At 62.7% G+C, this 20,389-nt stretch carries 17 protein-coding genes; 8 read left to right on the top strand and 9 right to left on the bottom strand.

Features of this window, described 5'->3' with window-relative positions:
* The first annotated feature begins 3 nt into the window (after positions 1–3).
* The gene (locus AC1Q6I_RS12285; RefSeq protein ID WP_024072744.1) at positions 4–984 is read left to right on the top strand and encodes a sulfate/molybdate ABC transporter ATP-binding protein; all 981 of its coding nucleotides are present in this window, start codon (positions 4–6) and stop codon (positions 982–984) included.
* A 126-nt stretch (positions 985–1,110) separates the two neighbouring features.
* Here AC1Q6I_RS12285 and AC1Q6I_RS12280 read toward each other — a convergent pair whose 3' ends face one another.
* Entirely contained in the window at positions 1,111–1,638 is a 528-nt protein-coding gene (locus AC1Q6I_RS12280; RefSeq protein WP_024072745.1) for an Mpo1 family 2-hydroxy fatty acid dioxygenase, read from the bottom strand.
* 83 nt (positions 1,639–1,721) lie between these two features.
* Between AC1Q6I_RS12280 and AC1Q6I_RS12275 the strand changes: the two genes are divergently transcribed.
* Both AC1Q6I_RS12275 and AC1Q6I_RS12270 read left to right on the top strand, forming a co-directional pair.
* Positions 1,722–2,408: a Crp/Fnr family transcriptional regulator gene (locus tag AC1Q6I_RS12275; protein ID WP_024072746.1), complete on the top strand. Its 687-nt coding sequence runs from the start codon at positions 1,722–1,724 to the stop codon at positions 2,406–2,408.
* 38 nt (positions 2,409–2,446) lie between these two features.
* Positions 2,447–2,812, top strand: a complete 366-nt coding sequence (locus tag AC1Q6I_RS12270) for a response regulator (protein WP_024072747.1) — start codon at positions 2,447–2,449, stop codon at positions 2,810–2,812.
* Positions 2,813–3,103: 291 nt separating this feature from the next.
* Here AC1Q6I_RS12270 and AC1Q6I_RS12265 read toward each other — a convergent pair whose 3' ends face one another.
* Complete coding sequence (locus AC1Q6I_RS12265; RefSeq protein ID WP_024072748.1) at positions 3,104–4,108, bottom strand: AraC family transcriptional regulator; 1,005 nt, start codon at positions 4,106–4,108, stop codon at positions 3,104–3,106.
* A 101-nt stretch (positions 4,109–4,209) separates the two neighbouring features.
* On the opposite strand from AC1Q6I_RS12265, the gene AC1Q6I_RS12260 reads away from it, so the two are divergent.
* Positions 4,210–5,289 carry a fatty acid desaturase gene (locus tag AC1Q6I_RS12260; RefSeq protein ID WP_069075007.1) on the top strand — a complete coding sequence of 360 codons (1,080 nt, stop codon included), beginning with the start codon at positions 4,210–4,212 and terminating at the stop codon, positions 5,287–5,289.
* On the opposite strand, the gene AC1Q6I_RS12255 is transcribed toward AC1Q6I_RS12260, so the two are convergent.
* From AC1Q6I_RS12255 to AC1Q6I_RS12245, 3 genes are read right to left on the bottom strand one after another with little or no spacing between them, the layout of a single operon-like run.
* On the bottom strand, positions 5,261–6,871 hold the full coding sequence (locus AC1Q6I_RS12255; RefSeq protein ID WP_102624810.1) for an arylsulfatase: 1,611 nt from the start codon (positions 6,869–6,871) through the stop codon (positions 5,261–5,263). The two genes, AC1Q6I_RS12260 and AC1Q6I_RS12255, sit on opposite strands and share 29 nt — an antisense overlap.
* Before the next feature lie 29 nt (positions 6,872–6,900).
* Positions 6,901–7,716, bottom strand: a complete 816-nt coding sequence (locus tag AC1Q6I_RS12250; protein ID WP_102624811.1) for an ABC transporter ATP-binding protein — start codon at positions 7,714–7,716, stop codon at positions 6,901–6,903.
* A complete protein-coding gene (locus AC1Q6I_RS12245) occupies positions 7,713–9,305 on the bottom strand; it encodes an ABC transporter permease (RefSeq protein WP_102624812.1) in 1,593 nt (530 codons plus the stop codon). Before AC1Q6I_RS12245 ends, AC1Q6I_RS12250 begins: the two co-directional genes overlap by 4 nt.
* 288 nt (positions 9,306–9,593) lie before the next feature.
* Between AC1Q6I_RS12245 and AC1Q6I_RS12240 the strand changes: the two genes are divergently transcribed.
* Positions 9,594–10,595 carry an ABC transporter substrate-binding protein gene (locus AC1Q6I_RS12240; RefSeq protein ID WP_102624813.1) on the top strand — a complete coding sequence of 334 codons (1,002 nt, stop codon included), beginning with the start codon at positions 9,594–9,596 and terminating at the stop codon, positions 10,593–10,595.
* A gap of 29 nt (positions 10,596–10,624) precedes the next feature.
* Here the strand turns inward: AC1Q6I_RS12240 and AC1Q6I_RS12235 are convergent, their stop codons facing one another.
* Positions 10,625–11,545 carry a LysR family transcriptional regulator gene (locus AC1Q6I_RS12235; RefSeq protein ID WP_024072753.1) on the bottom strand — a complete coding sequence of 307 codons (921 nt, stop codon included), beginning with the start codon at positions 11,543–11,545 and terminating at the stop codon, positions 10,625–10,627.
* A gap of 181 nt (positions 11,546–11,726) precedes the next feature.
* Here AC1Q6I_RS12235 and AC1Q6I_RS12230 point away from each other — a divergent pair, with 181 nt between their 5' ends.
* Complete coding sequence (locus tag AC1Q6I_RS12230; protein ID WP_069075011.1) at positions 11,727–12,632, top strand: TauD/TfdA dioxygenase family protein; 906 nt, start codon at positions 11,727–11,729, stop codon at positions 12,630–12,632.
* Positions 12,633–12,969: 337 nt separating this feature from the next.
* Here the strand turns inward: AC1Q6I_RS12230 and AC1Q6I_RS12225 are convergent, their stop codons facing one another.
* Together AC1Q6I_RS12225 and AC1Q6I_RS12220 are read right to left on the bottom strand one after the other, a co-directional pair.
* Positions 12,970–14,577 (bottom strand): alkaline phosphatase family protein, encoded by a 1,608-nt coding sequence (locus tag AC1Q6I_RS12225; protein WP_102624814.1) that lies wholly within the window; start codon positions 14,575–14,577, stop codon positions 12,970–12,972.
* A 100-nt stretch (positions 14,578–14,677) separates the two neighbouring features.
* On the bottom strand, positions 14,678–15,622 hold the full coding sequence (locus tag AC1Q6I_RS12220; protein ID WP_102624815.1) for a LysR family transcriptional regulator: 945 nt from the start codon (positions 15,620–15,622) through the stop codon (positions 14,678–14,680).
* Positions 15,623–15,777: 155 nt separating this feature from the next.
* Here AC1Q6I_RS12220 and AC1Q6I_RS12215 point away from each other — a divergent pair, with 155 nt between their 5' ends.
* Positions 15,778–18,126, top strand: a complete 2,349-nt coding sequence (locus tag AC1Q6I_RS12215) for a TonB-dependent receptor (protein ID WP_102624816.1) — start codon at positions 15,778–15,780, stop codon at positions 18,124–18,126.
* Here AC1Q6I_RS12215 and AC1Q6I_RS12210 read toward each other — a convergent pair.
* The gene (locus tag AC1Q6I_RS12210; protein ID WP_102624817.1) at positions 18,123–19,307 is read right to left on the bottom strand and encodes a CynX/NimT family MFS transporter; all 1,185 of its coding nucleotides are present in this window, start codon (positions 19,305–19,307) and stop codon (positions 18,123–18,125) included. The two genes, AC1Q6I_RS12215 and AC1Q6I_RS12210, sit on opposite strands and share 4 nt — an antisense overlap.
* Before the next feature lie 110 nt (positions 19,308–19,417).
* Here AC1Q6I_RS12210 and AC1Q6I_RS12205 point away from each other — a divergent pair, with 110 nt between their 5' ends.
* Positions 19,418–20,269 carry a LysR family transcriptional regulator gene (locus tag AC1Q6I_RS12205; RefSeq protein ID WP_102624818.1) on the top strand — a complete coding sequence of 284 codons (852 nt, stop codon included), beginning with the start codon at positions 19,418–19,420 and terminating at the stop codon, positions 20,267–20,269.
* Positions 20,270–20,389: the final 120 nt, after the last annotated feature.

Here is a 20,389-nt window from a genome sequence, read left to right as displayed (position 1 = left end):
GTCATGTCGATCGAAGTCCGTAATGTCAGCAAGAACTTCAACGCTTTCAAGGCCCTGGACAGCATCAATCTGGATATCCAGAGTGGCGAGCTGGTGGCGTTGCTGGGCCCCTCCGGCTGTGGCAAGACAACGTTGCTGCGCATCATCGCCGGCCTCGAAACCCCGGATGCCGGCAGCATCGTGTTCCACGGTGAAGATGTCTCCGGCCACGACGTACGTGATCGCAATGTCGGGTTTGTGTTCCAGCACTACGCGCTGTTCCGCCATATGACCGTGTTCGACAACGTTGCCTTCGGCCTGCGCATGAAGCCGAAGAACCAGCGTCCGAACGAAAGCCAGATCGCGGCCAAAGTCCACGAACTGCTGAACATGGTGCAGTTGGACTGGCTGGCCGACCGTTACCCGGAACAACTCTCCGGTGGCCAACGCCAGCGTATCGCCCTGGCCCGCGCCCTGGCGGTAGAGCCCAAAGTGCTGTTGCTGGATGAACCGTTCGGCGCCCTCGACGCCAAGGTGCGTAAAGAGCTGCGCCGCTGGCTGGCGCGCCTGCACGAAGACATCAACCTGACGTCGGTGTTCGTGACCCACGACCAGGAAGAGGCCATGGAAGTCGCCGACCGCATCGTGGTGATGAACAAGGGGGTGATCGAACAGATCGGCTCACCGGGCGACGTCTACGAAAACCCGGCCAGCGATTTTGTGTACCACTTCCTCGGCGACTCCAACCGCCTGCACCTGGGTGAAGACCAGCATGTGCTGTTCCGCCCCCATGAAGTGTCGCTGTCACGTCATGAGCTGGAAGACCACCACGCCGCCGAAGTGCGCGATATTCGCCCCTTGGGCGCGACCACGCGGGTGACGTTGAAGGTTGAAGGCCAAAGCGAGCTGATCGAAGCCGAAGTGGTGAAAGACCACGACAGCCTGACCGGCCTGGCCCGTGGCGAGACCCTGTTCTTCAAGCCCAAGGTCTGGCAAAAAGCGTGATAACTCCGCACTACCCAATGTGAAAATGGAACCAAATGTGGAAGGGGGCTTGCCCCCGATAGCGGTGTGTCAGCTAACGAATACTTGGCTGAAGGACCGCAATCGGGGGCAAGCCCCCTCCCACATTTAGATTTCTCTCGGCTTTAGATCGCGGCGCGCCACCGGGCCTGAGCGTTGCTCAATGTCCGCCTTCAGGTCATGCCGCAACCCCAGCAGAAACGCCAACTCCGCCACCACAAACAGCGGCCCGACAATCAGCCCCGACACATCATCCACAAACGCCGGTTTCTTGCCCTCGTAGTAGTGCCCGACGAACTGAATCACCCAGCCCACCACGAACATGCCGATGCCGCTGCCGAGCCACACCTGCGTGCTGTGCGCGGCCAGCTCATGCCCGGCCCACACTGACAGCCCCATCAGCACCGTCATCAACACACCCAGGGCCAGTTCCAGGCGTAGGTAAAACCACGCCGCCAGCAGCGCGACCAAGACGGCCGGCGATAGCCAGAACCCGGCCAGCGGCCATTCCGGGCGTGAAAGCAGCACCGCGACGGCCACCACGATCAGCGGGATGCCGATAAAGTGGCTGGCGATATTGCGCGGGTCGCGGTGGTAGGCGGCGTATTGACTGAGGTGGTCGACGAGGCTTTTCATTGTTGTTCCTCCTGTAGGATGTTTGATCATGCCCTGTCAGCCTGCGACTAACTGTCAGTTGGGCGACAATCTTCGGAGTTCCCATGGATGCGACGCAATGGCACGCCCGGCTGGCCGTCGGTCACTGGTTCAGTCACTTGCCTGTACCTTTCCAGCATAGTCTGCTGGCCCGTGCCCGGCTGCGGCAGCTGACGGCGGGACAATACCTGTTCAAGCGAGGTGATCCGCCCTGTGGCTTGTATGCGGTGCTTGAAGGCACCTTGCGTGTCAGTGCGGTGAACGAGCACGGCAAGGAAGCGCTGTTGAGCCTGGTGGGCGCGCCCTATTGGTTCGGCGAAATCTGCCTGTTCGACGGCTTGCCGCGCACCCACGACGCCTGTGCCACGGGGCCGTGCACGCTGGTGCAGGTGCCGCAGCAGGCGTTGCTGAAGATCCTCGAGGAGTCCCCCCAGTACTGGCGTGACCTGGCCTTGTTGATGAGCCAGAAGCTGCGCCTGAGTTTTATCGGCCTTGAACAGCTCAGCCTGATGCCTGCCTCGGTCCGCCTGGCCCACCGGCTGTTGATGATCGTTGAGGGTTACGGCGACATGGAACCGTCAAAACGCGTGCTGCAACTGCCCCAGGAAGACCTGGCGGCGATGTTGAGCCTGTCGCGCCAGACCACCAATGCCTTGCTCAAGGACCTGCAAGCCCAGGGCATCGTGCGCCTGGGCTACGGCGAGATCGAAATCCTCGACGCACAGCGGCTACGAGAGGCGGCGCACACCTGAGGGTGTTAGCCTGCAACCCTGATCAATCGAGGTGTGTTATGCGCGTGCTGTTAGTGGAACATGAATCCGAAGAGGCACAGCGGATGGCCCAGGGCTTGAACGAGGCGGGCTACACCGTGGAAGTCGCGGCCAACGGCATGGCGGCGCAGCGGTTTGTCGAAAGCGCGGAGTACGACCTGGTAATCCTGGATGTCATGCTGCCGGGCTTGAATGCCTGGAAGTTGCAGCAGGCGATTCGGCAGAAGGGCGAAACGCCGGTGTTGTTCCTGACCACGCCGGGTGGAATTGAAGATCGCCTGCGCGGGCTGGAATTGCACGAGGATGATTACCTGCTCAAGCCGTTTGCGGCCAAGGCATTGGTGATGCGGGTCAAGAAACTGTTGCGGCGGGACCGGAGCCGCTGAATGATCCCGTGACGGTAGTGCCCGAACGATCGCCATCGGGGGCAAGCCCCCTCCCACAGTTGAAATGCGTTGCCCTGTGGGAAGGGGCTTTGCTCAAGCCGTTTGCGGCCAAGGCATTGGTGATGCGGGTCAAGAAACTGTTGCGGCGGGATCGGAGCCGCTGAATGATCCCGTGACGGTAGTGCCTGAACGATCGCCATCGGGGGCAAGCCCCCTCCCACAGGGGAACGCATTTCAACTGTGGGAGGGGGCTTGCCCCCGATGAGGCCTTCAGCCACCCCGCAAATCCACCTACCGCAACCCATCCCGAAACTGCCCCGGCGTCATCCCCGTCCAGCGCTTGAACGCGCGATTAAAGCTGCTGGTATCAGCAAACCCGAGCAGATGACTGATCTCCGCCAATGAGCACTGCGGATCACGCAAGTGCAGCAGCGCCAGGTTTTCCCGGCATTCATTGAGCAACGCATCAAAGCGACACCCCTCGTCCGCCAGATGCCGTTGCAAACTGCGCAAACTCAAATGCAACGCCTGGGCAATCCGCTCGGCATTCGGCTCGCCATCGGGCAGTTGCGCCTCGATGGCCGCGCGCACCTTGCGTTCCCAGGTCAGCGGTTGCAGTTGGGCGAGGGTGCGTTTGAGCACGGTTTCGTTGTGTTCGGCCAGTTCCGGGTTGGCATCGTCCAGGTGGCTGTCGAAATCCCTGGCGGCGAATTCGAGGCGGTCTTCCTCGGCGCCGAAAAACACCGGGGCGCGGAACACCGTGTGCCAGGGCTTGGGGTCGGCGGGTTCCGGGCGCCGTAGGTAAACCGCCAACGGCGCATAGTCGCGGCCCAGGCGATTGCGGCAGGTGCGCACATAGATCGCGGCAAATGCATCGATGGCTTCCAGCGCCGGCGCCGGGCTGCCCGGCGGTTGCAGCAGCCGAAAGCGGTAGCGCTCGCCTTCCCGGCTCAGCTCCAGCGTCAGGGCATCGCTGACCACCTGGTGATAACGCACGATGCGTTCGAACACCTCGCGCAGGCTGCCGCTGGCCACCAACGCATAGCCCAACGCATGAAAGGTGGTCGGGCTGACAAACCGCGACACCCGCAAGCCGATCGCCGGGTCGTTGCTGGCCTGCACCGCCAGTTCCCATAGCCGGGTGGTGGCCGACAACGGGTAGCGCGCATTGGGGTCGTCCATCTGCTGGGGGTCGAGACCGGCCTGGGCGCACAGGGCGGCGCTGTCGAGGCCCAGGGCGTCGAGCTGCTTGCGCAGTGCGCGGGTCCAGCTGGCGAGGGAAGTCGGTTCGGTCATGGCGATTGGCGCTTGCGGTCAACAGGTTGGCGTCCGGGGCTAGCGTCCTGCCGGATCGCTTGGGGCAGGATGGACACATCAGTAAACAAGAGGATGGAAGCATGGACGGTACTTCTGCAAGTCCCCAGCAGATGAACGCGCAACAGCGTTCGGCGCATATCCGTGAGGTGGTGCTGGCCGAAGGCGTGCGCTTGCGCCAGCAGCACCCCTGGCTGTTGCATCAAGACGCATTGGGCGCGGGCATACTGGCGTTTGCCTTGGCCGGCATGATCGGCTCGGCGGCGCTCTACATCACGGGGGCCATGGCCTGGTGGGTGTGCCTGTTGCTGAACGCGTTCCTGGCCTCACTGACCCACGAGCTGGAACACGACCTGATCCACAGCATGTATTTTCGCAAGCAGCGCCTGCCGCACAACCTGATGATGGGCCTGGTCTGGCTGGCGCGGCCGAGCACCATCAACCCGTGGATTCGCCGGCACCTGCACCTCAATCATCACAAGGTCTCCGGCACCGAGACCGATATGGAAGAACGCGCCATCACCAACGGCGAGCCCTGGGGCTTGGCGCGGTTGCTGATGGTGGGCGATAACGTGATGTCGGCGTTTATCCGCATGCTGCGCGCCAAGACCTGGGACCACAAACTCAAGATCCTCAAGCGTTCGCTGCTGGTGTATGCGCCGCTGGCGTTGCTGCATTGGGGCGCGTGGTACGTGTTCCTCGGTTTTCATGCCGCCAACGGCATCGCCAGCCTGCTGGGCACGCCGATCGCCTGGTCCGCCGGTACCTTGCAGGTGATGCACGTGATCGATATCGCGGCCGTGGTGATCATCGGCCCCAACGTGCTGCGCACCTTTTGCCTGCACTTCGTCAGTTCCAACATGCACTACTACGGCGATGTTGAGCTGGGCAATGTGATCCAGCAGACCCAAGTACTCAACCCCTGGTGGATGTGGCCATTGCAGGCGTTCTGCTTCAACTTCGGCAGCACCCACGGGATTCACCATTTTGTGGTCAAGGAACCGTTCTACATCCGCCAGATGACGGCCAAGGTGGCGCATAAGGTCATGGCTGAGATGGGCGTGCGGTTCAATGATTTCGGTACGTTTGCGCGGGCCAATCGGCTTGAACCCGCCACGCGGCCGCAGGCCCGCCTCAATCCGGCTGAAACGGCGATGCGCTGAGCACCACGCCGGTTTCGTCCACATACTGTTGCCAGTGGCCGATTAACGTGGCGAGTTTGTCCGGATGACTCAAGGCCAGGTCGTGGATTTCTCCAGGGTCCTGGCCCAGGTCATACAGCTGCCAGGTCGCCGGGCCCACGGGGCCGGGGATGTATACGGCCTTCCACTGGCCCTGGCGAATCGCGCGGCTGCCAAACAGTTCCCAGCCGGTCACCGTATTGTCGTCGTGCACCTGGGTGGTTTCGCCAGAGAGGAAGCCCAGCCACGACTTGCCCCGCAGCGGCGCCACCGGCTTGCCGCGCCATTGTTTGCCCGGATGACGCACGCCGGCCAGGTCCAGGATGGTCGGCGTGATGTCCATCACCGTGCCGAACCCGTGGCTGATACGACCTTTGAGCGACAGCTGCGGATAGTGCACCAGCGCCGGTACGCGAATCCCGCCTTCGGTGGTGAACGCCTTGAACAACCGCGACGGCGCCGTCGCCACCTGCGCCCATGACGGGCCATACCAGACATAGGAGTTGGCGCGGCCAATGTTGTCCAGGCTGTTGTCGTAATGTTGGTTGAGGTAGGTGAGCAACTGCGGTCCGAACTTGGGGAACGCCTCCAACAGCGCACCTTCGGCGCCGTTGTCGGACATGAACACAATGAACGTATTGTCCAACTGCCCCTGCTGGCGCAGGTAATCCACGACCCGGCCGATGTTCCAGTCCATGCGCTCGACCATCGCCGCATACACCTCCATGGCCCGCGCCGATACCTGGCGCTGCTCGTCGGTCAAGGCGGCCCACTGGGTGGTCAGCTCGATCAACGGGTGGGGTTCGACTTCAGCGTCGATCAGCCCCAGTGCCTTGAGTTTTTCCAGGCGTTCCAGGCGCAGCACTTCGGGGCCGGCGTCGTAGCGGCCACGGTACTTCTCGACGATGTCCGCAGGCGCTTGCAACGGCCAGTGCGGCGCCGAAAACGGCAGGTAAGCGAAGAACGGCCGGGCCTGGTCGCGCTCCTTGAGGTAGTGCAGCAGCTTGTCGCCGAAGGCATCCGAGGAATAGAAATCCTTGGGCAACTGCTCGACGAACCGGTCGTCTTCGATGTACAGCGCCGGGGTGGATTTGAGCAGGCCTGGGGTGTCGTCGTTATAGGTCGGTTCGAAGCCGTAGTGGTTGGCCGCCCCCGGCAGCAGTGAGAACGAACGCTCGAAACCGCGGGCGTGAGGCGCCAGTTCGGCGGTCAGGCCCAGGTGCCACTTGCCGCTCATCAGCGTCTGGTAACCGGCCTCGCGCAGCAGCTCTGGCAGCGCCACCACCTTGTCATTCAAGTAACCCTCGTAGCCGGGCTTACCGATCAGCTCCGGGGTCAGCGCCTCGGCCATGGTGCCGATACCGGCGATATGGTGGTCGGTGCCAGTCAGCAGCATCGAGCGGGTGGGCGAGCAGGTGGGGGCGGTGTGGAAGTCGGTCAGGCGCAGGCCGTTCAGCGCCAGGGCGTCCAGGTGCGGGGTGGAAATTTCCCCGCCAAAGGCGCCGAGGTCGGAGAAGCCCATGTCATCGGCCAGGATCACGAGAAAATTGGGACGTTGCGGCATCAAGGCGCTCCTCATTAGCAGGCGGTTTTTCAGCAGGCAATAAAAGCCAGTGGCAGGTCGCGGATCTGTTCGCGCGCGGGCGGCTGGTAATGGCCGTCGCTGGTCAGTTCGTGCAGCAGCTCCTCACGCAGTTGGTGGAATTCGAAACTGCTGCGCTGGCGCGGGTGGGGCAGGGCGATATCCACCACCTGCTTGATGCGCCCAGGCCGGGGCTCCATCACCACCACGCGGTCGGCGAGGAAAATCGCTTCCTCCACATCGTGGGTCACCAATACCGTGGTGATTTTGGCGCGGGCGCGGATCGCCAGGAGTTCGTCCTGCATTTGCTGGCGGGTCAGGGCGTCGAGGGCGCCGAACGGTTCGTCCAGCAGCAGGATGCGCGGGCTGGCCACCAGGCCGCGGGCAATCGCCACCCGTTGCGCCATGCCACCGGACAGTTGGTGTGGATAGGCGCGGGTGAAGTCGGTGAGGCCGACCAGTTCGATAAAGTCAGCAATGCGCCGGTTTCGCTCGGCCTCGCTCAACGGCTCGTTGACCAGGCCCAGGCCGATGTTTTCCGCCACGGTCAGCCAGGGGAACAAACGGTGCTCCTGGAACACGATGCCGCGTTCGCCGCCGATGCCGCTGACCGCTTTGCCGTCGACGCGGATCTCGCCGCGAAACTGCGTATCCAGCCCCACCAACAGACGCAGCAGGGTGGATTTGCCGCAGCCGCTGGAGCCGACAATCGCGACGAATTCGCCTTCGGCAATCTCCAGGTTGAATTCGCGGATGGCTTCCAGCTCGAAGCCGTCGACGTCAAAGGTCTTGCCCACATGGTTGAAGCTGACGATAGGTGCGTTCATGCGTGTCTCCAGCGGGTGGCGCGGGTTTCGATGCGCTGGCCGATCAGGTTGAGGGCCGCGCCGGTGAGGCCGACCAGGAGCATGCCGCTCATGATCAGGTCCATGCGCAGCAGTTGTTGGGCGCCGATCATCAGGCTGCCGATACCGCCGTTGGACGGCATGAAATATTCCGCACCGATGGTGCCCAGCCAGGCGTAGATCAGGCTCAGGCGCAGGCCGGCGAAAATGCCGGCTGCGGCGCCTGGCAGCACCAGGCGTCGTAACCGTTGGAACAGGTTCAGGCGCAACACCTGCGCCGCTTCGTTGAGCTGCGGCGACAGATTCAGCACGCTGCGTTGGGTGGCGATAAACAGCGGGAAGAAGGCGGCGAGGGCGATGAACACCCACTTGGCCAACTCACCCAGGCCAAACCAGGCAGTGAGCAACGGCACCCAGGCGAAAATCGCGATCTGGCGCAAGGCGGCCAGGGTCGGCCCGAGGACCCGCTCGCTGCGCCGGGACAGCCCCAGCCACAGGCCCATGGCAAAGCCAAGGCCGCCCCCGAGTAGCAACCCGCCCAGGCTTCGCCCCAGGCTGGTGCCCAGTGCAGCGCTCAGGTTGCCATCCACGACCCCGGCGACGGTGGTGTGCAACACCACCCATGGGCTGACCAGAATGTTCGGGTCTACCCAGCCTTGTTGCGTCGCGACCTGCCACAGCGCCAGCAACAGCAAGGGCAGCAACCACGGTTGCAAACGCTGCCAGCCTTGATAGCGCGGCCCGCGACGAATCTGCGCCGTGGCTGGATGGGGCCAGTGCACCCATTTGCGATCCAGCCAGCCAATGCCACGGTCCATCGCCACGCCGAATACGCCGATGACCACGATGCACACGAAGACAATATCGAGCATGAACAGCTGGCGCGCCCACACCATCAGGTAGCCGATGCCTTCGCTGGAGGCCAGCAATTCCACCGCCAGCAGCGAGGTCCAGCCGGCCGCCAGGGCCAGGCGTACACCGGCCATGAATGCCGGCAGCGCGGCGGGCAGGATCAGGCGACGGATCAACAGATACGTGGGCAGGCGCAATACACGGGCGGCTTCACGCAACTGGGGTTGGGCGTCGCGTACGCCGACCAGGGTATGCAGGGTCACGGGCACCACGATCGCCTTCACCAGCACCACCAGTTTGAGGGTTTCGCCAATGCCGAAGAACACCATGAACAGTGGAATCCAGGCCAGCGTCGGTACTTGCGACAATGCGCTGAACGTCGGAAACACCAGGCGCTCGGCGCGCGCACTGAAACCCAGCAACGCCCCCAGCAGCGCCCCGGCGCCAATGCCCGCCAGCAGCCCCCAGAACAGGCGTTGCAGGCTGATTGCCAGGTGGCTCCACAACTCGCCGCCGGCCAGTTCCACGGCGCTGCTCCACACCAGGGACGGTGGCGGCAGGATCTGCTCGCTCATCCAGTGATTGCGGCTGGCCAGCCACCACAGCGCCAACAGCGTCACCGGCAGCAACCATGGCAACAGCCGTTCACTGCGCAGCGGCCAGCGTGGCGTGGCGCCGGGGGCCGCGAGCGGGAGGCTCAAAAGTGAAATTCGGGCCATGGAGGACCTCCGTTGTCGCCGATGGCGTTATGTGTTTTTGATCTTATAAAAACGCAATCAAGATGATTGGGGGATAAGAAAAATCATTTAAAGCTTCTGCCCGGCACGCATCCAATGCATTCGAAGAATATTTTCGATGCTGTTTATGCATAGTCCTCTGGGGCCGGCGTTTTCACTTGCATAGATCTAAAAGCTATTAAATTGTGAATTTATAGTATTTAAAGTTTTTATCCGCCTGTGCCTACTTTCTGCTCCCCAGGCGACCCTCGCCCACAAGGAGCTGCGCTTATGAAACTTCCTTTCAAACGTCTGATCACCCTGGTCGCAGGCACCGCACTGGCGGGCCTTGTACAGGCTGCTGACCTCAAGGAAATCCGCATCGCCGTGCCCGACCTCAGCGCCGGCAGCCAGCACAGTGGTGGGGGCATAACGGACGTGCTGCGCGAGCAGCAGATCTTCGAAAAAGCCTTTGCCGACCAAGGCATCAAGATCCAGTGGAACTACTTCAAGGGCGCCGGCCCCGTGATCAATGAAGCCTTCGCCAACGGGCAGGTGGACCTGGCTTACCTGGGCGACCTGGCGGCGATCATCGGCCGCTCCAATGGCCTGGAGACGCGCTTGCTCAGTGCCAGCGCGCGCGACGTCAAGCAGTACCTCGGCGTGGTGCCGGGCTCAGGCATCAAGACCTTGCAGGACCTCAAGGGCAAGCGCGTCGCGGTGTTCCGTGGTACGGCCAGCCAGTTGTCGTTCGATGCCGCATTGGCCAGCCAGGGCTTGAGTGAAAAAGACCTGAAGGTCATCAACCTGGACTTCAACGCCGCCGGTGCGGCGCTGGCCGCCAAGCAGATCGACGCCACCTGGGGCGGTTCGAACCTGACGGCGTTGCAAGCCAAGGGGCTGGCTGAAATACCCCTGACCACCAAGGATCTCGGCGGCGCCGGCAGCGTCCAGGCGGTGCTGGTGGGCAGCAAACAGTTTGTCGACGAGCATCCCGACGCCGTGGCCAAGCTGCTCAAGGCCCAGCAGCAGGCGGTGCAATGGTTGACCGATGACAACAACAAGCAAGCCTACATTGCGCTGGTGTCCGGGCTGGCCAGCTACCCGCCGCTGATCCTCACCAATGACTTGAAAGACCAGACCCTCAGCGAGATCTTCCCGTCGACCCTGGACCCGGTGTTCCTGGCTAAATTGCAGGGCGCGGTGGACCTGGCCTCCCAGGAGAAGCTGATTCGCAAGTCGTTCCAGGTGAGTGACTGGGTGGCGCCGAATCTGGCGGCGGCGGGGCTCTGAGTTGGGTGGTGTCCAGGCGATGAGACCCTTCAAACCGCCACACTCATCTCCTGGCTGTCCACCTCCACCAAGGTCTCGATCATCGCCTTCGCCGCCGGCGACAACCGCGAACCGGTGCGGCTGACGATGCCGCAGCGGGCGCTCATGGTCTCCATGTTCTGCGGCAGGTTGCGCCAGTGCAGCAGCTTCAACGTGCCCTGGGCGATGTCGTCGGCGAACGCCTCCTCGGTGCCCACGCCGATGGCATTGGACTGCAGCACAATCTTCACCAGCGCCGGGAAATGTTCGGTCTGGATGCTCGGGGAAAAATCCATGCGCCCACTCAGGTTCGCCAACAGTTTGCGAATGCCCTGGGAGATCAGCGGCGACGCCAGCGGGTAGTCGAACATGTCGTTGGTCGACAGGCTGTCCTTGTCCAGCAGCGGGTGCCCCGGGCGGCAGAAAAATACCCCGCGCTTGGGCGTCAGTGCACGGGTCTGGAAATTCGGATCAGCTTCGAACTGACGGATGTCGGCGATAAAGAATTCGATCTCTTCGCGGCTCAGGGCGCGGCTGAGTTTTTCCCAGTTATCCACCTGGAAACTGGTACGGATTTTCGGGTGGGCGCTGATAAAGCGCGCCACCGCATCCGGCACCAGTTTCACCGCTGGCGCGGGGCCGCAGCCAAAGCGCAGGTCGCCGGCGTCGAGCTTGGTCATGCGCGTCACTTCACTGCTCAGCAGGTTGGCGCCATGCACCAGGGTCAGCGCGTGTTGCAGTACCACCTGGCCTTCCGGCGTGGGGCGCAGATCCTTGTGGCCGCGGTCGACCAGCACACAGCCGAATTCCTGTTCCAGCCCCTGGATGCTGCGGCTGAACGCCGGTTGGGTGATGCCCATGGCGTCCGCCGCACGCACGAAACTGCGGTGTTCGTTGAGGGCGATGAAGTACCGCAGTTGGCGAAGATCCATATGCTTTCCCTGCATCTTAAAAATAGGTCGAAGGCATTTGCGACCACGGGAGCAGAGGTTTTAAATGCAAGCTCTTATTCCGTCAATGAAGCATTGGTTCATTTGCTAGATCTAAATTGCATATGAATAGAGCGTTGTCGGAAAGCTCCCCACCATCAGTAGGCACAAGAGGGTCATCACAATGAGCAACGCCGCATTAGCTGTTCAACCCGTCGCCCAGGCACTGGATATTCACCCGGTCGCCGGCCGCATCGGCGCCGAGATCCGTGGCATCAGGCTGTCCGGCGATCTGGATGCCGCCACGGTCGACGCCATCCAGCAGGCGCTGGTGCAATACAAGGTGATCTTCTTCCGTGAGCAGACCCACCTCGATGACCAGAGCCAGGAAGCTTTCGCCCACTTGCTCGGCGAGCCGATTGCCCACCCGACGGTGCCGGTGCGCGACGGTACGCGCTTCCTGATGGAACTGGACGGTACCCGTGGCCAGCGCGCCAATTCCTGGCACACCGACGTGACCTTCGTCGACGCCTACCCGAAAGCCTCGATCCTGCGTTCGGTACTCGCCCCCAAGTCCGGTGGCGACACGGTGTGGGCCAACACCTCAAGCGCCTACAACGACCTCAGCGTCGAACTGCGCGCATTGGCGGATAACTTGTGGGCGGTGCACAGCAACGAATACGACTACGCCGCGCTCAAGCCGGATGTGTCGGCAGAGCGGCTTGAGGCATACCGCAAGGTGTTCACCTCGACGGTGTACGAAACCGAGCACCCGGTGGTGCGCGTACACCCGGTCAGTGGTGAGAAGACCCTGTTGCTGGGGCACTTCGTCAAGCGCCTGAAAGGCTATTCCCAGGCAGATTCGACCCAGTTGTTCAACCTCTTGCAAAGCCACGTCACCCGCCTGGAAAACACCGTGCGCTGGCGTTGGAATACCGGCGACGTGGCGATCTGGGACAACCGCGCGACCCAGCATTACGCGGTGGACGACTACGGCACCCAGGAACGCATCGTGCGCCGGGTGACGCTCAAGGGCGATGTGCCGGTGGGTGTGCAGGGGCAGCGCAGCCAGACCACCAAAGGTCTCTGAGCTGACAACGCTTCACGTGTGGGAGGGGGCGAGCCCTGATGCCAGTCAGTTAAGGCTTTTTTGTAGGAGCGAGCTTGCTCGCGAAAAACGTCAACGATAACGCGTGTCTCCTGAATGAACGCGGCGCCTGTGAGTTTTTCGCGAGCAAGCTCGCTCCTACAAAAGGCGATGTACGCTTAACTGAACGGCATTAGGGCAAGCCCGCTCGCCACAACAGGCCCGCTCGCCACGGGTTACTGTTTGCCCATTCTATCTCTTAACTGACCGGCATCAGGGCTTGCCACGGAGGTACCCATTTGCTGCGCGACAGCGGCACCTCCCACATTCGATTTGTGGTTTACCAGACGCCGATTTTCACCACTTTCTCCGCCTCCGGCTCACCGTAACGAAACCGTTGGCCACGCAGATCGATCTCTGTGTGGCTGATGGTGGTGCGCCGCTTCAACCCGCGCAGCCATTCGAACAGATACCCCAAATGAATGTCGCGCACTTGAGCGTAGGCCGGGTCGCTGCCCAGGTCGTGCAGCTCCTGCGGGTCGTTTTCCAGGTCGAACAGTTGTGCGCGAAAGCCGTCGTACGCCAGGTATTTCCAGCGCTCGCTGCGTACCATCGTCATCCGGCAACGGTCGATGGGTTGCGCCAGGCGTTCGCGGGCCGGGGCCTGGAAGGCGTAGTCGTACTCGGCGATGGCGTAGCGGCGCCAGCTCGTTTCTTGGCAATGCAGCAGCGGGATCAGCGAGCGGCCTTCCAGGCGATGGTCGGCGGCGGGCAGGCCCAAGGCCTCGAGGAAGGTCGGCAGCGCATCGATGGTTTCCACCAGCCGCGCGTCCACTGTGCCACGGCTGATATCGGCCGCGGCCCGTGGGTCGCGCACGATCAGCGGAATGCCCACGGCCGGCTCCAGCAAAAATTCTTTTTCGCCGAGGAAGTGATCGCCGAGAAAGTCGCCGTGGTCGCTGGTGAACACAATCAGGGTGTCGTCCCAACGGCCGTTGCTTTGCAGGAAATCGAACAGTCGCCCCAGTTGGTCGTCGACTTGTTTGATCAAGCCCATGTAGGTGGGAATCACCGTGAGCCGTACCTCGTCACGGGAAAAGTTCAGGCTCTCCTGGTGTTGGCGGAACGCCTGGTACACCGGGTGATCGCTGGTTTCCCCAGGCTGGATCGGTGCCTGGATATGCTCGGCGCCATACAGCGCGTGATAGGGCGCCGGTGCGATGTAGGGCCAGTGTGGCTTGATATAGGACAAGTGCAGGCACCACGGTTGTTCGGCCTGCTCGCGGATGAAGTCGATAGCGCGGTCGGTGGTGTAGACGGTTTCCGAATGCTCCTCGGCCACGCGCGCGGGCAGGCCGGCATTGCGCATGTGCCAACCGCTGAGCACTTCGCCGTTTTCACCTGCTGCGGCATTGGCCCATTCGTGCCACGGGTTGGTGCCGCTGTAGCCCTGTTCGCGCAGGTAATGGGTATAGGGCGCGGACTCGCGTTTGTCATCGAACAGCGGGCTGTCGGGGTAGATGCCGTCGTGACGCAAGTACGCCTCGAAGCCGACCTCGTTCAATGGCTCGGCCTGCTCGCTCCCAGGGTCGATATTCAGGCGCTGCAAGGCTTCGACATTCGGCGTGGCGTGGGTCTTGCCGACCAGCGCCGTGCGGATACCGTGGGGGCGCAGGTAGTCGCCGATGGTCAGTTCTTCCAGGGGCAACGGCACTGCGTTCCACGCCACCTGGTGGCTGCTGACGTAGCGCCCGGTATAGGCCGACATGCGCGAGGGCCCGCAGATGGTGCCTTGGGTATAGGCGCGGCTGAAGCGCACACCGGCGGCTGCCAGGCGATCGATGTTCGGCGTGTGCAGGTGAGCGTGGCCGTAGCACGACAGGTAATCGCGGCGCAGTTGGTCGCACATGATGTACAGCACGTTGCGCACGGGTTGGGAGTGGGGCATGGGGTTTCACCAGACGGAGGACAGGTGAGTTTTTTCGCCGTTCGGGTGGGGGGCTGGCAAGTGCATTTGGGGACTGGATTTCATGCAGGGGATGCATGGCCTAAACCGCGACATTCTCCAGTGCACACACATCCTCATCCACCTCATCGATCTGTTTGATCTGCTCGATCATCGCTTGCGCCAGCGGCGACAAGCGATACCCGGCCCGGCTGACGATGCCGTAGCGGGTGTAACGCTCCTCCAGATCCTCGGCCAGGCCCTCGATCTTCAAGCACACCAACTCGCCCCGGGCCATGTGCAGCACATCGCTGTTGGCGCTGACGATGCCGATGGCGTCGGAGCGCAGCACCACACCCATCAGGCTATAGCCGTTCTCGCATTCGACATTGGGCTGGTAATCGGGGCGGCCGCTGAGGTCGACGATGACCTTGCGCAGGTTGGGCGGGCGGATGGTCACGGCCAGCGGGTAACTCATCAGCTCGGCGGCGCTCACGCTGTCGCGCAGGGCCAGCGGGTGGCCGGCGCGGCAGCAGAAATACCAGCGGCGCGGGCGCAGGCGGTGAGTGTGATAGTCCGGGTTGGCTTCGAAGTGGCGGGTGTCGGCGACAAAAAACTCGAACTCTTCACTGAGCAGGCGTTTGCTCAGGCTTTGCCAGTCGTCGACCTGGTACTGCACCCGTGCCTTAGGGTAGCGCCCGATAAAACTGCCGATGGCGCGGGGCACCAAGCCACCCGCCGGCGCCGGGCCACAACCGAAGCGCAACTCCCCTGCCTCCAGGCCATTGAACTGGTCGATCTCGTTGGCCAGTTGCTGCGCACCGCTGACCAGGCGCCGGGCGTGCTCCAGCAATACCTGGCCTTGTTTGGTCGGTGCCAGGTCTTTACGGCCACGGTCAATCAGCTGGCAGCCGGCGCTGTGCTCCAGGGCCTGGATACTGCGACTGAACGCTGACTGCGACAGGTTCACCGTCAACGCGGCTGCGACAAAACTGCGTTGTTCGGCAAGGGCGATGAAGTGACGAAGCTGGCGCAAATCGATATGCATTTTTCACATCAAAAATATCCGGGAAATGCATTGGCTATGCATTAGGTCGACTCTTTATAAAGGCTATCTCTTATGCAGTAAATGTTAGTTAAAACATAAATAAATAACCTAAAGGAATATCTCTCGATGGATATTTCCGGGTTCCGGAGCCGCTTATGAGTCTGTTGAAGTCCGCTGTCCCTTCCTCTCCCTGGCGGCTCAAGCGTTTGCCGCTGGCGCTGTTGCTGGCCGGCAGTGCCAGCTGGACGCCCAGCCACGCGGCCGACGCAAACAAGCCTGCGCCCGAAGGCGAGAACGCCACTGGCCAACTGGAAACCGTCACGGTCACCGCTCGGCGCCGCACCGAAAGTGCCCAGGATGTGCCGACGCCCATGAGCGTGATCGGTGGCCAGGCCCTGGAGAGCCAGCGGGTGTATCGGATTCAGGATTTGCAGCAACTGGTGCCCAGCGTCAACGTCGCCTACATGCATGCGCGCCAGTCCAGCGTGTCGATTCGCGGCCTTGGCAACAACCCGGCGAGTGACGGCCTTGAGGGCAGCGTGGGGCTGTATATCGACAACGTTTACCTCGGGCGGCCGGGCATGGCGGTGTTCGACCTGATGGACATCGAGCAGCTTGAAGTCTTGCGCGGCCCGCAAGGGACGTTGTTCGGCAAAAACACCACGGCCGGGGTGATCAACATCAGCACGCGCGCGCCGAGTTTCACCCCGGAGCGCAGCATTGAAACCTCGTTGGGCGAGGACGGCTACTTCCAGACCAAGGGCACGATTTCCGGCCCGCTCACCGATGAGCTGGCGGGGCGTTTCTCGGCGTATCGCACCCGCAGCGACGGCGACATCAAGAACGAATACAACGGCCATGATCTCAACGGTGGCTCGCGCCAAGGCTTTCGCGGGCAACTGCTGTACAAGCCCAGCGAGGCGTTCAACCTGCGCTGGATCGGCGATTACAACGAAGAGGATTCCAGCGCCGGCACCCGTGTGCTGTACAGCACCGGGCCGACCATCAACGGCACCAACCTCTACCAGTCGCGGGCCAACGCGGCAGGCGCGACCCTGGTCGATGGCACCCATCGCAAGGTCAACCTGGACAGCGACCAGCAGGTCACGGTGTTCCAGGGCGGCACGTCGCTGGAAGCCAACTGGACGTTGCCAAGTGACTTCACCCTGACCTCGGTGAGTTCCTATCGCTTCTGGAACTTCACCCCACGCAACGACGACGGCCTTAACGTGCCGGCGTCGTATAACGCCGGGGTGTCGGTGGAAGATAAGCAGTGGTCCCAGGAATTCCGGCTGGCTTCGCCCACCGGCGGTTTCTTCGATTACGTGCTCGGTGCCTACTACTTCGGCAATTCGCTGGACAACAAATCCTTCGCCTATTACGGGCCCCAGGCCGACATTTGGAACGGCACGCCAGCCGGGGCATTGGCCAACGTCAGCAGCGTCGGCAACGGGCACATTCGCACCGACAGTTTTGCACTGTTTGCCCAAGGCACCTGGCACCTCACCGAACGCCTGGATTTCACCGCCGGCCTGCGCGGCACCTATGAAGAAAAAAGTGCCTGGGTCACGCGTAACAATCCCCTCGGCGGTGCGGCGGTCACCGGTGCTGCCGCTACGGCTCGACGTGGCCGCGCGGGGGCGTACGATTCCGGTGACCTCACGCAATACAGCACCAGCCCCTCGGGTTTGCTCAACCTGAGCTACCGCTTCAACGAAAACCTGTTGGGCTACGCGACGCTGTCCCATGGCGAAAAGTCCGGCGGGGTCAACCTGGCGGTAGGCTCGGCACCGACGGCCGGTGCCGACTCACTGCTGATCGGCACCGAGCGCGCCAACAACGCCGAACTGGGTTTCAAAAGCACGCTGTGGGACCGACGGCTGCAGCTCAATGCCAACCTGTTCTGGACCCAGGTCAATGGTTACCAGACCAATGCCTATGACCAGGACAACCGTGTGCAGTACCTGACCAACGCCGGTTCGGTGCGCTCGCGGGGCGTCGAGGTGGAAAGCACCCTGGTGCCGATCAAGGGCCTGACGTTGAACGTCAACGGCTCGTTCAATGATGTGAGCTACCTGTCTTACAAGGATGCACCGTGCCCGCCGGAAGTCAGTCTGCGCCCCGGTGCGCCGGCCTCCTGCGACCTGAGCGGGCATCAAGTGGTGGGGGCGTCGAAATGGATCGCCAACGCCAACGGCGAATACAAGTGGAACCTGGATAACGGCTTCGAACCCTACGTCACCGCCAGCTATGCCTTCCGCTCCAAGGCCGTGGGCACGGTGGAGGACTCTGACTATGGACAGATTCCCGCCTACGCCGTGGTCAACCTGTCCACCGGCCTGCGCGGCAACTATGAGCAGGGGCAGTGGGACGTGTCGTTATGGCTGAAGAACGCCTTCGACAAGACCTACTACACCACCCTGTGGACCGGCGGTAACGGCGGTTATGAAGGGCTGCTGGGCACGCCGCGTACGCTGGGCCTGACCGGGCGCTACGACTTCTAGCCGGGTACGGCGGCGGTGCGGTAGGTGGCTGGGCTGAACACTCGCGTCACCATGAGCATCGCCACTGCCGTGAGCGTCAACACCCACCAGGCGCTGGTGAAATGGCCGGTAAGTTCGCGCAGCCAGCCGGTCATCCATGGCGAGACCGCGTTGATCAAAAAGCCTATGCCTTGCACAAAGGCCGCCAGTTGCCCGGCTTGCCGAGGGTCGCGATGGTGGTCGAGGGTCAGCAGCAGGCTCAGGGCGAAACACGCGCCCAGGCCGAAGCCGCACAGGGCGACCCACAGGTGGGTCAATTCCAGCGGCGCCAGCAACAGGCCGAGATAACCCACGGTCTGGGCGAGCAAGGCAATGCCCAGCAGCGGCCGCCGATCGATACCGCGTTGCGCCAGCCCCGGCATCAGCAGCGCGGCGATCACCTGGAAGATGGTCATGAACGCCAGCAACGAACCGCTGGGCAGCACGCCCCAGCCCAATTGCTGATAGTAGGCCGGCAACCACGCCACCAGGCTCATGTAGCCGCAATTGACCAGGCCGAAGTACAGCGCCAGCAACCAGGCGCGACGATTGCGCAGGCCCTTGAACGTGGGCATCACCTTGGAACTTCTGGCCGCGCCCAGCGGTAAGAACACCCACAGCAGCCACGCGGCCAGCGCCGGTAGCAACCAGATTCCCAGCCCCGCCTGCCATTGCTGGAAATGGCTGGCCACCAGTGGGCTGAGCAGCGCTGCCAGCCCACCGCCGGCCATCAGCGCCGCCGAATACACCCCCATCGCCACCGGCACGCGCTGCTGGAATTCGCGCTTGATCATCGCCGGCACCAACGCCTGGATCAGCGCGACACCGGCACCACCGAGCAGGGCAGTGGCCAGCAATGCCGAGCCCTGGCCCATCAGCCAGCGCGCCAGGCATGCCAGCAGGATCATCATCAAGCCCAGGGCAATGCCGCGCCGTTCACCCAAGCGCGCTTCCACCCGCACACCCACCAGCGCCACCAGGCCCATGCACACCACCGGCAGGCTGGTCAGCAGGGCGCTGCTCTGGAAACTCAGGCCGGTGGCCTGGCGAATCTCGCCGAGCAACGGGCTGATCGAGCTGAGGATCGGCCGCAGGTTGAGGCCCAGTACCACCAGCAGGCCCCAGCCCGCGAGTTTGCTCACGAATGAAGAGTTAAACGTCATGCGGGGCCTGTTCGAGGTGCCAGAAGAGGCAAGTAGTATCGCCAGCTGGTGAGGTATTCTGAAATTAAATATAACCATGCCAATCAGTGGCAAATGGAATGGTGACGAGCATGTTCGATCCTGTGTTGTTGCGCAGTTTTGTCGCGGTGGTGGATTGCGGCAATTTCACCCGCGCCGCCGAGCGCCTGCACTTGACCCAGTCCACCGTGAGCCAGCAGATCCGGCGGTTGGAAGAAGCGGTGACGTGCCAACTGCTGGACCGCGACCAGCGCCGTGTGGTCGCCACTGCCGAAGGCGAGCGGCTGCTGGCCTATGCGCGGCGCATCCTGGCGCTGCATGAAGAAGCCGCCGATGTGTTGATCAACCAGCAAAGTGATGGCGTGCTGCGCCTTGGCGTACCGGAAGACTTTGCTGCCGAGCGCCTGATGCCGTTGCTGTCGGCGTTCGTGCTGGCGTATCCACGGGTGCGCCTGGAGGTCACCAGCGGTCTCGGCCCCGAGTTGCAGCGTCAGTACCGCAGCGGCGAATTCGATGTGTTGCTGGTCAAGCAGATGGGCGACAGCGCCGACTGCCTGGCCTCATGGCCCGAGCCGTTGTGCTGGGTCGACAGCCGCAGCACACCCTCCCTGGGGCGCGATCCATTGCCGTTGGTGGCGTTTCCGGTGGGCGGCCTGTACCGCAATGAAATGCTCCAGCACCTGGAGGTGGCGGGTTGGCGCTGGCGCATCGGCTATTCCAGCGCGAGTTTGGCCAGTGTGTGCTCGGCGGTGGCGGCGGGGCTGGGGATCAGCCTGCTGCCGCGCCGGGTGGTGCAGGCCGGGCATGCGGTGCTGGGGGCCGAGAGTGGCTTGCCGGCCGTGCAGGGCGTGCGACTGGCGTTGTATGGCCGCAGTGGCCTGGGAGCGGCAGGGCAGAGTTTGCAGCGCCAATTGCTCGATTTGTGTGCAAACAGCCCTGCCTGATCCATGCCTTTGCTGAATATTTTGTATGCCTGAGAAGCATCAAAAAAACGCGCTGGGGCGCCAGGCCACGGATTACGGGGCTTTGGCGTCTGCGGGTATTTTGCTTATTCAGATTAGATC

It is taken from the genome of Pseudomonas sp. MPR-R2A5 (assembly GCF_058793055.1).
This window is presented reverse-complemented; position numbering and strand designations above follow the sequence as displayed.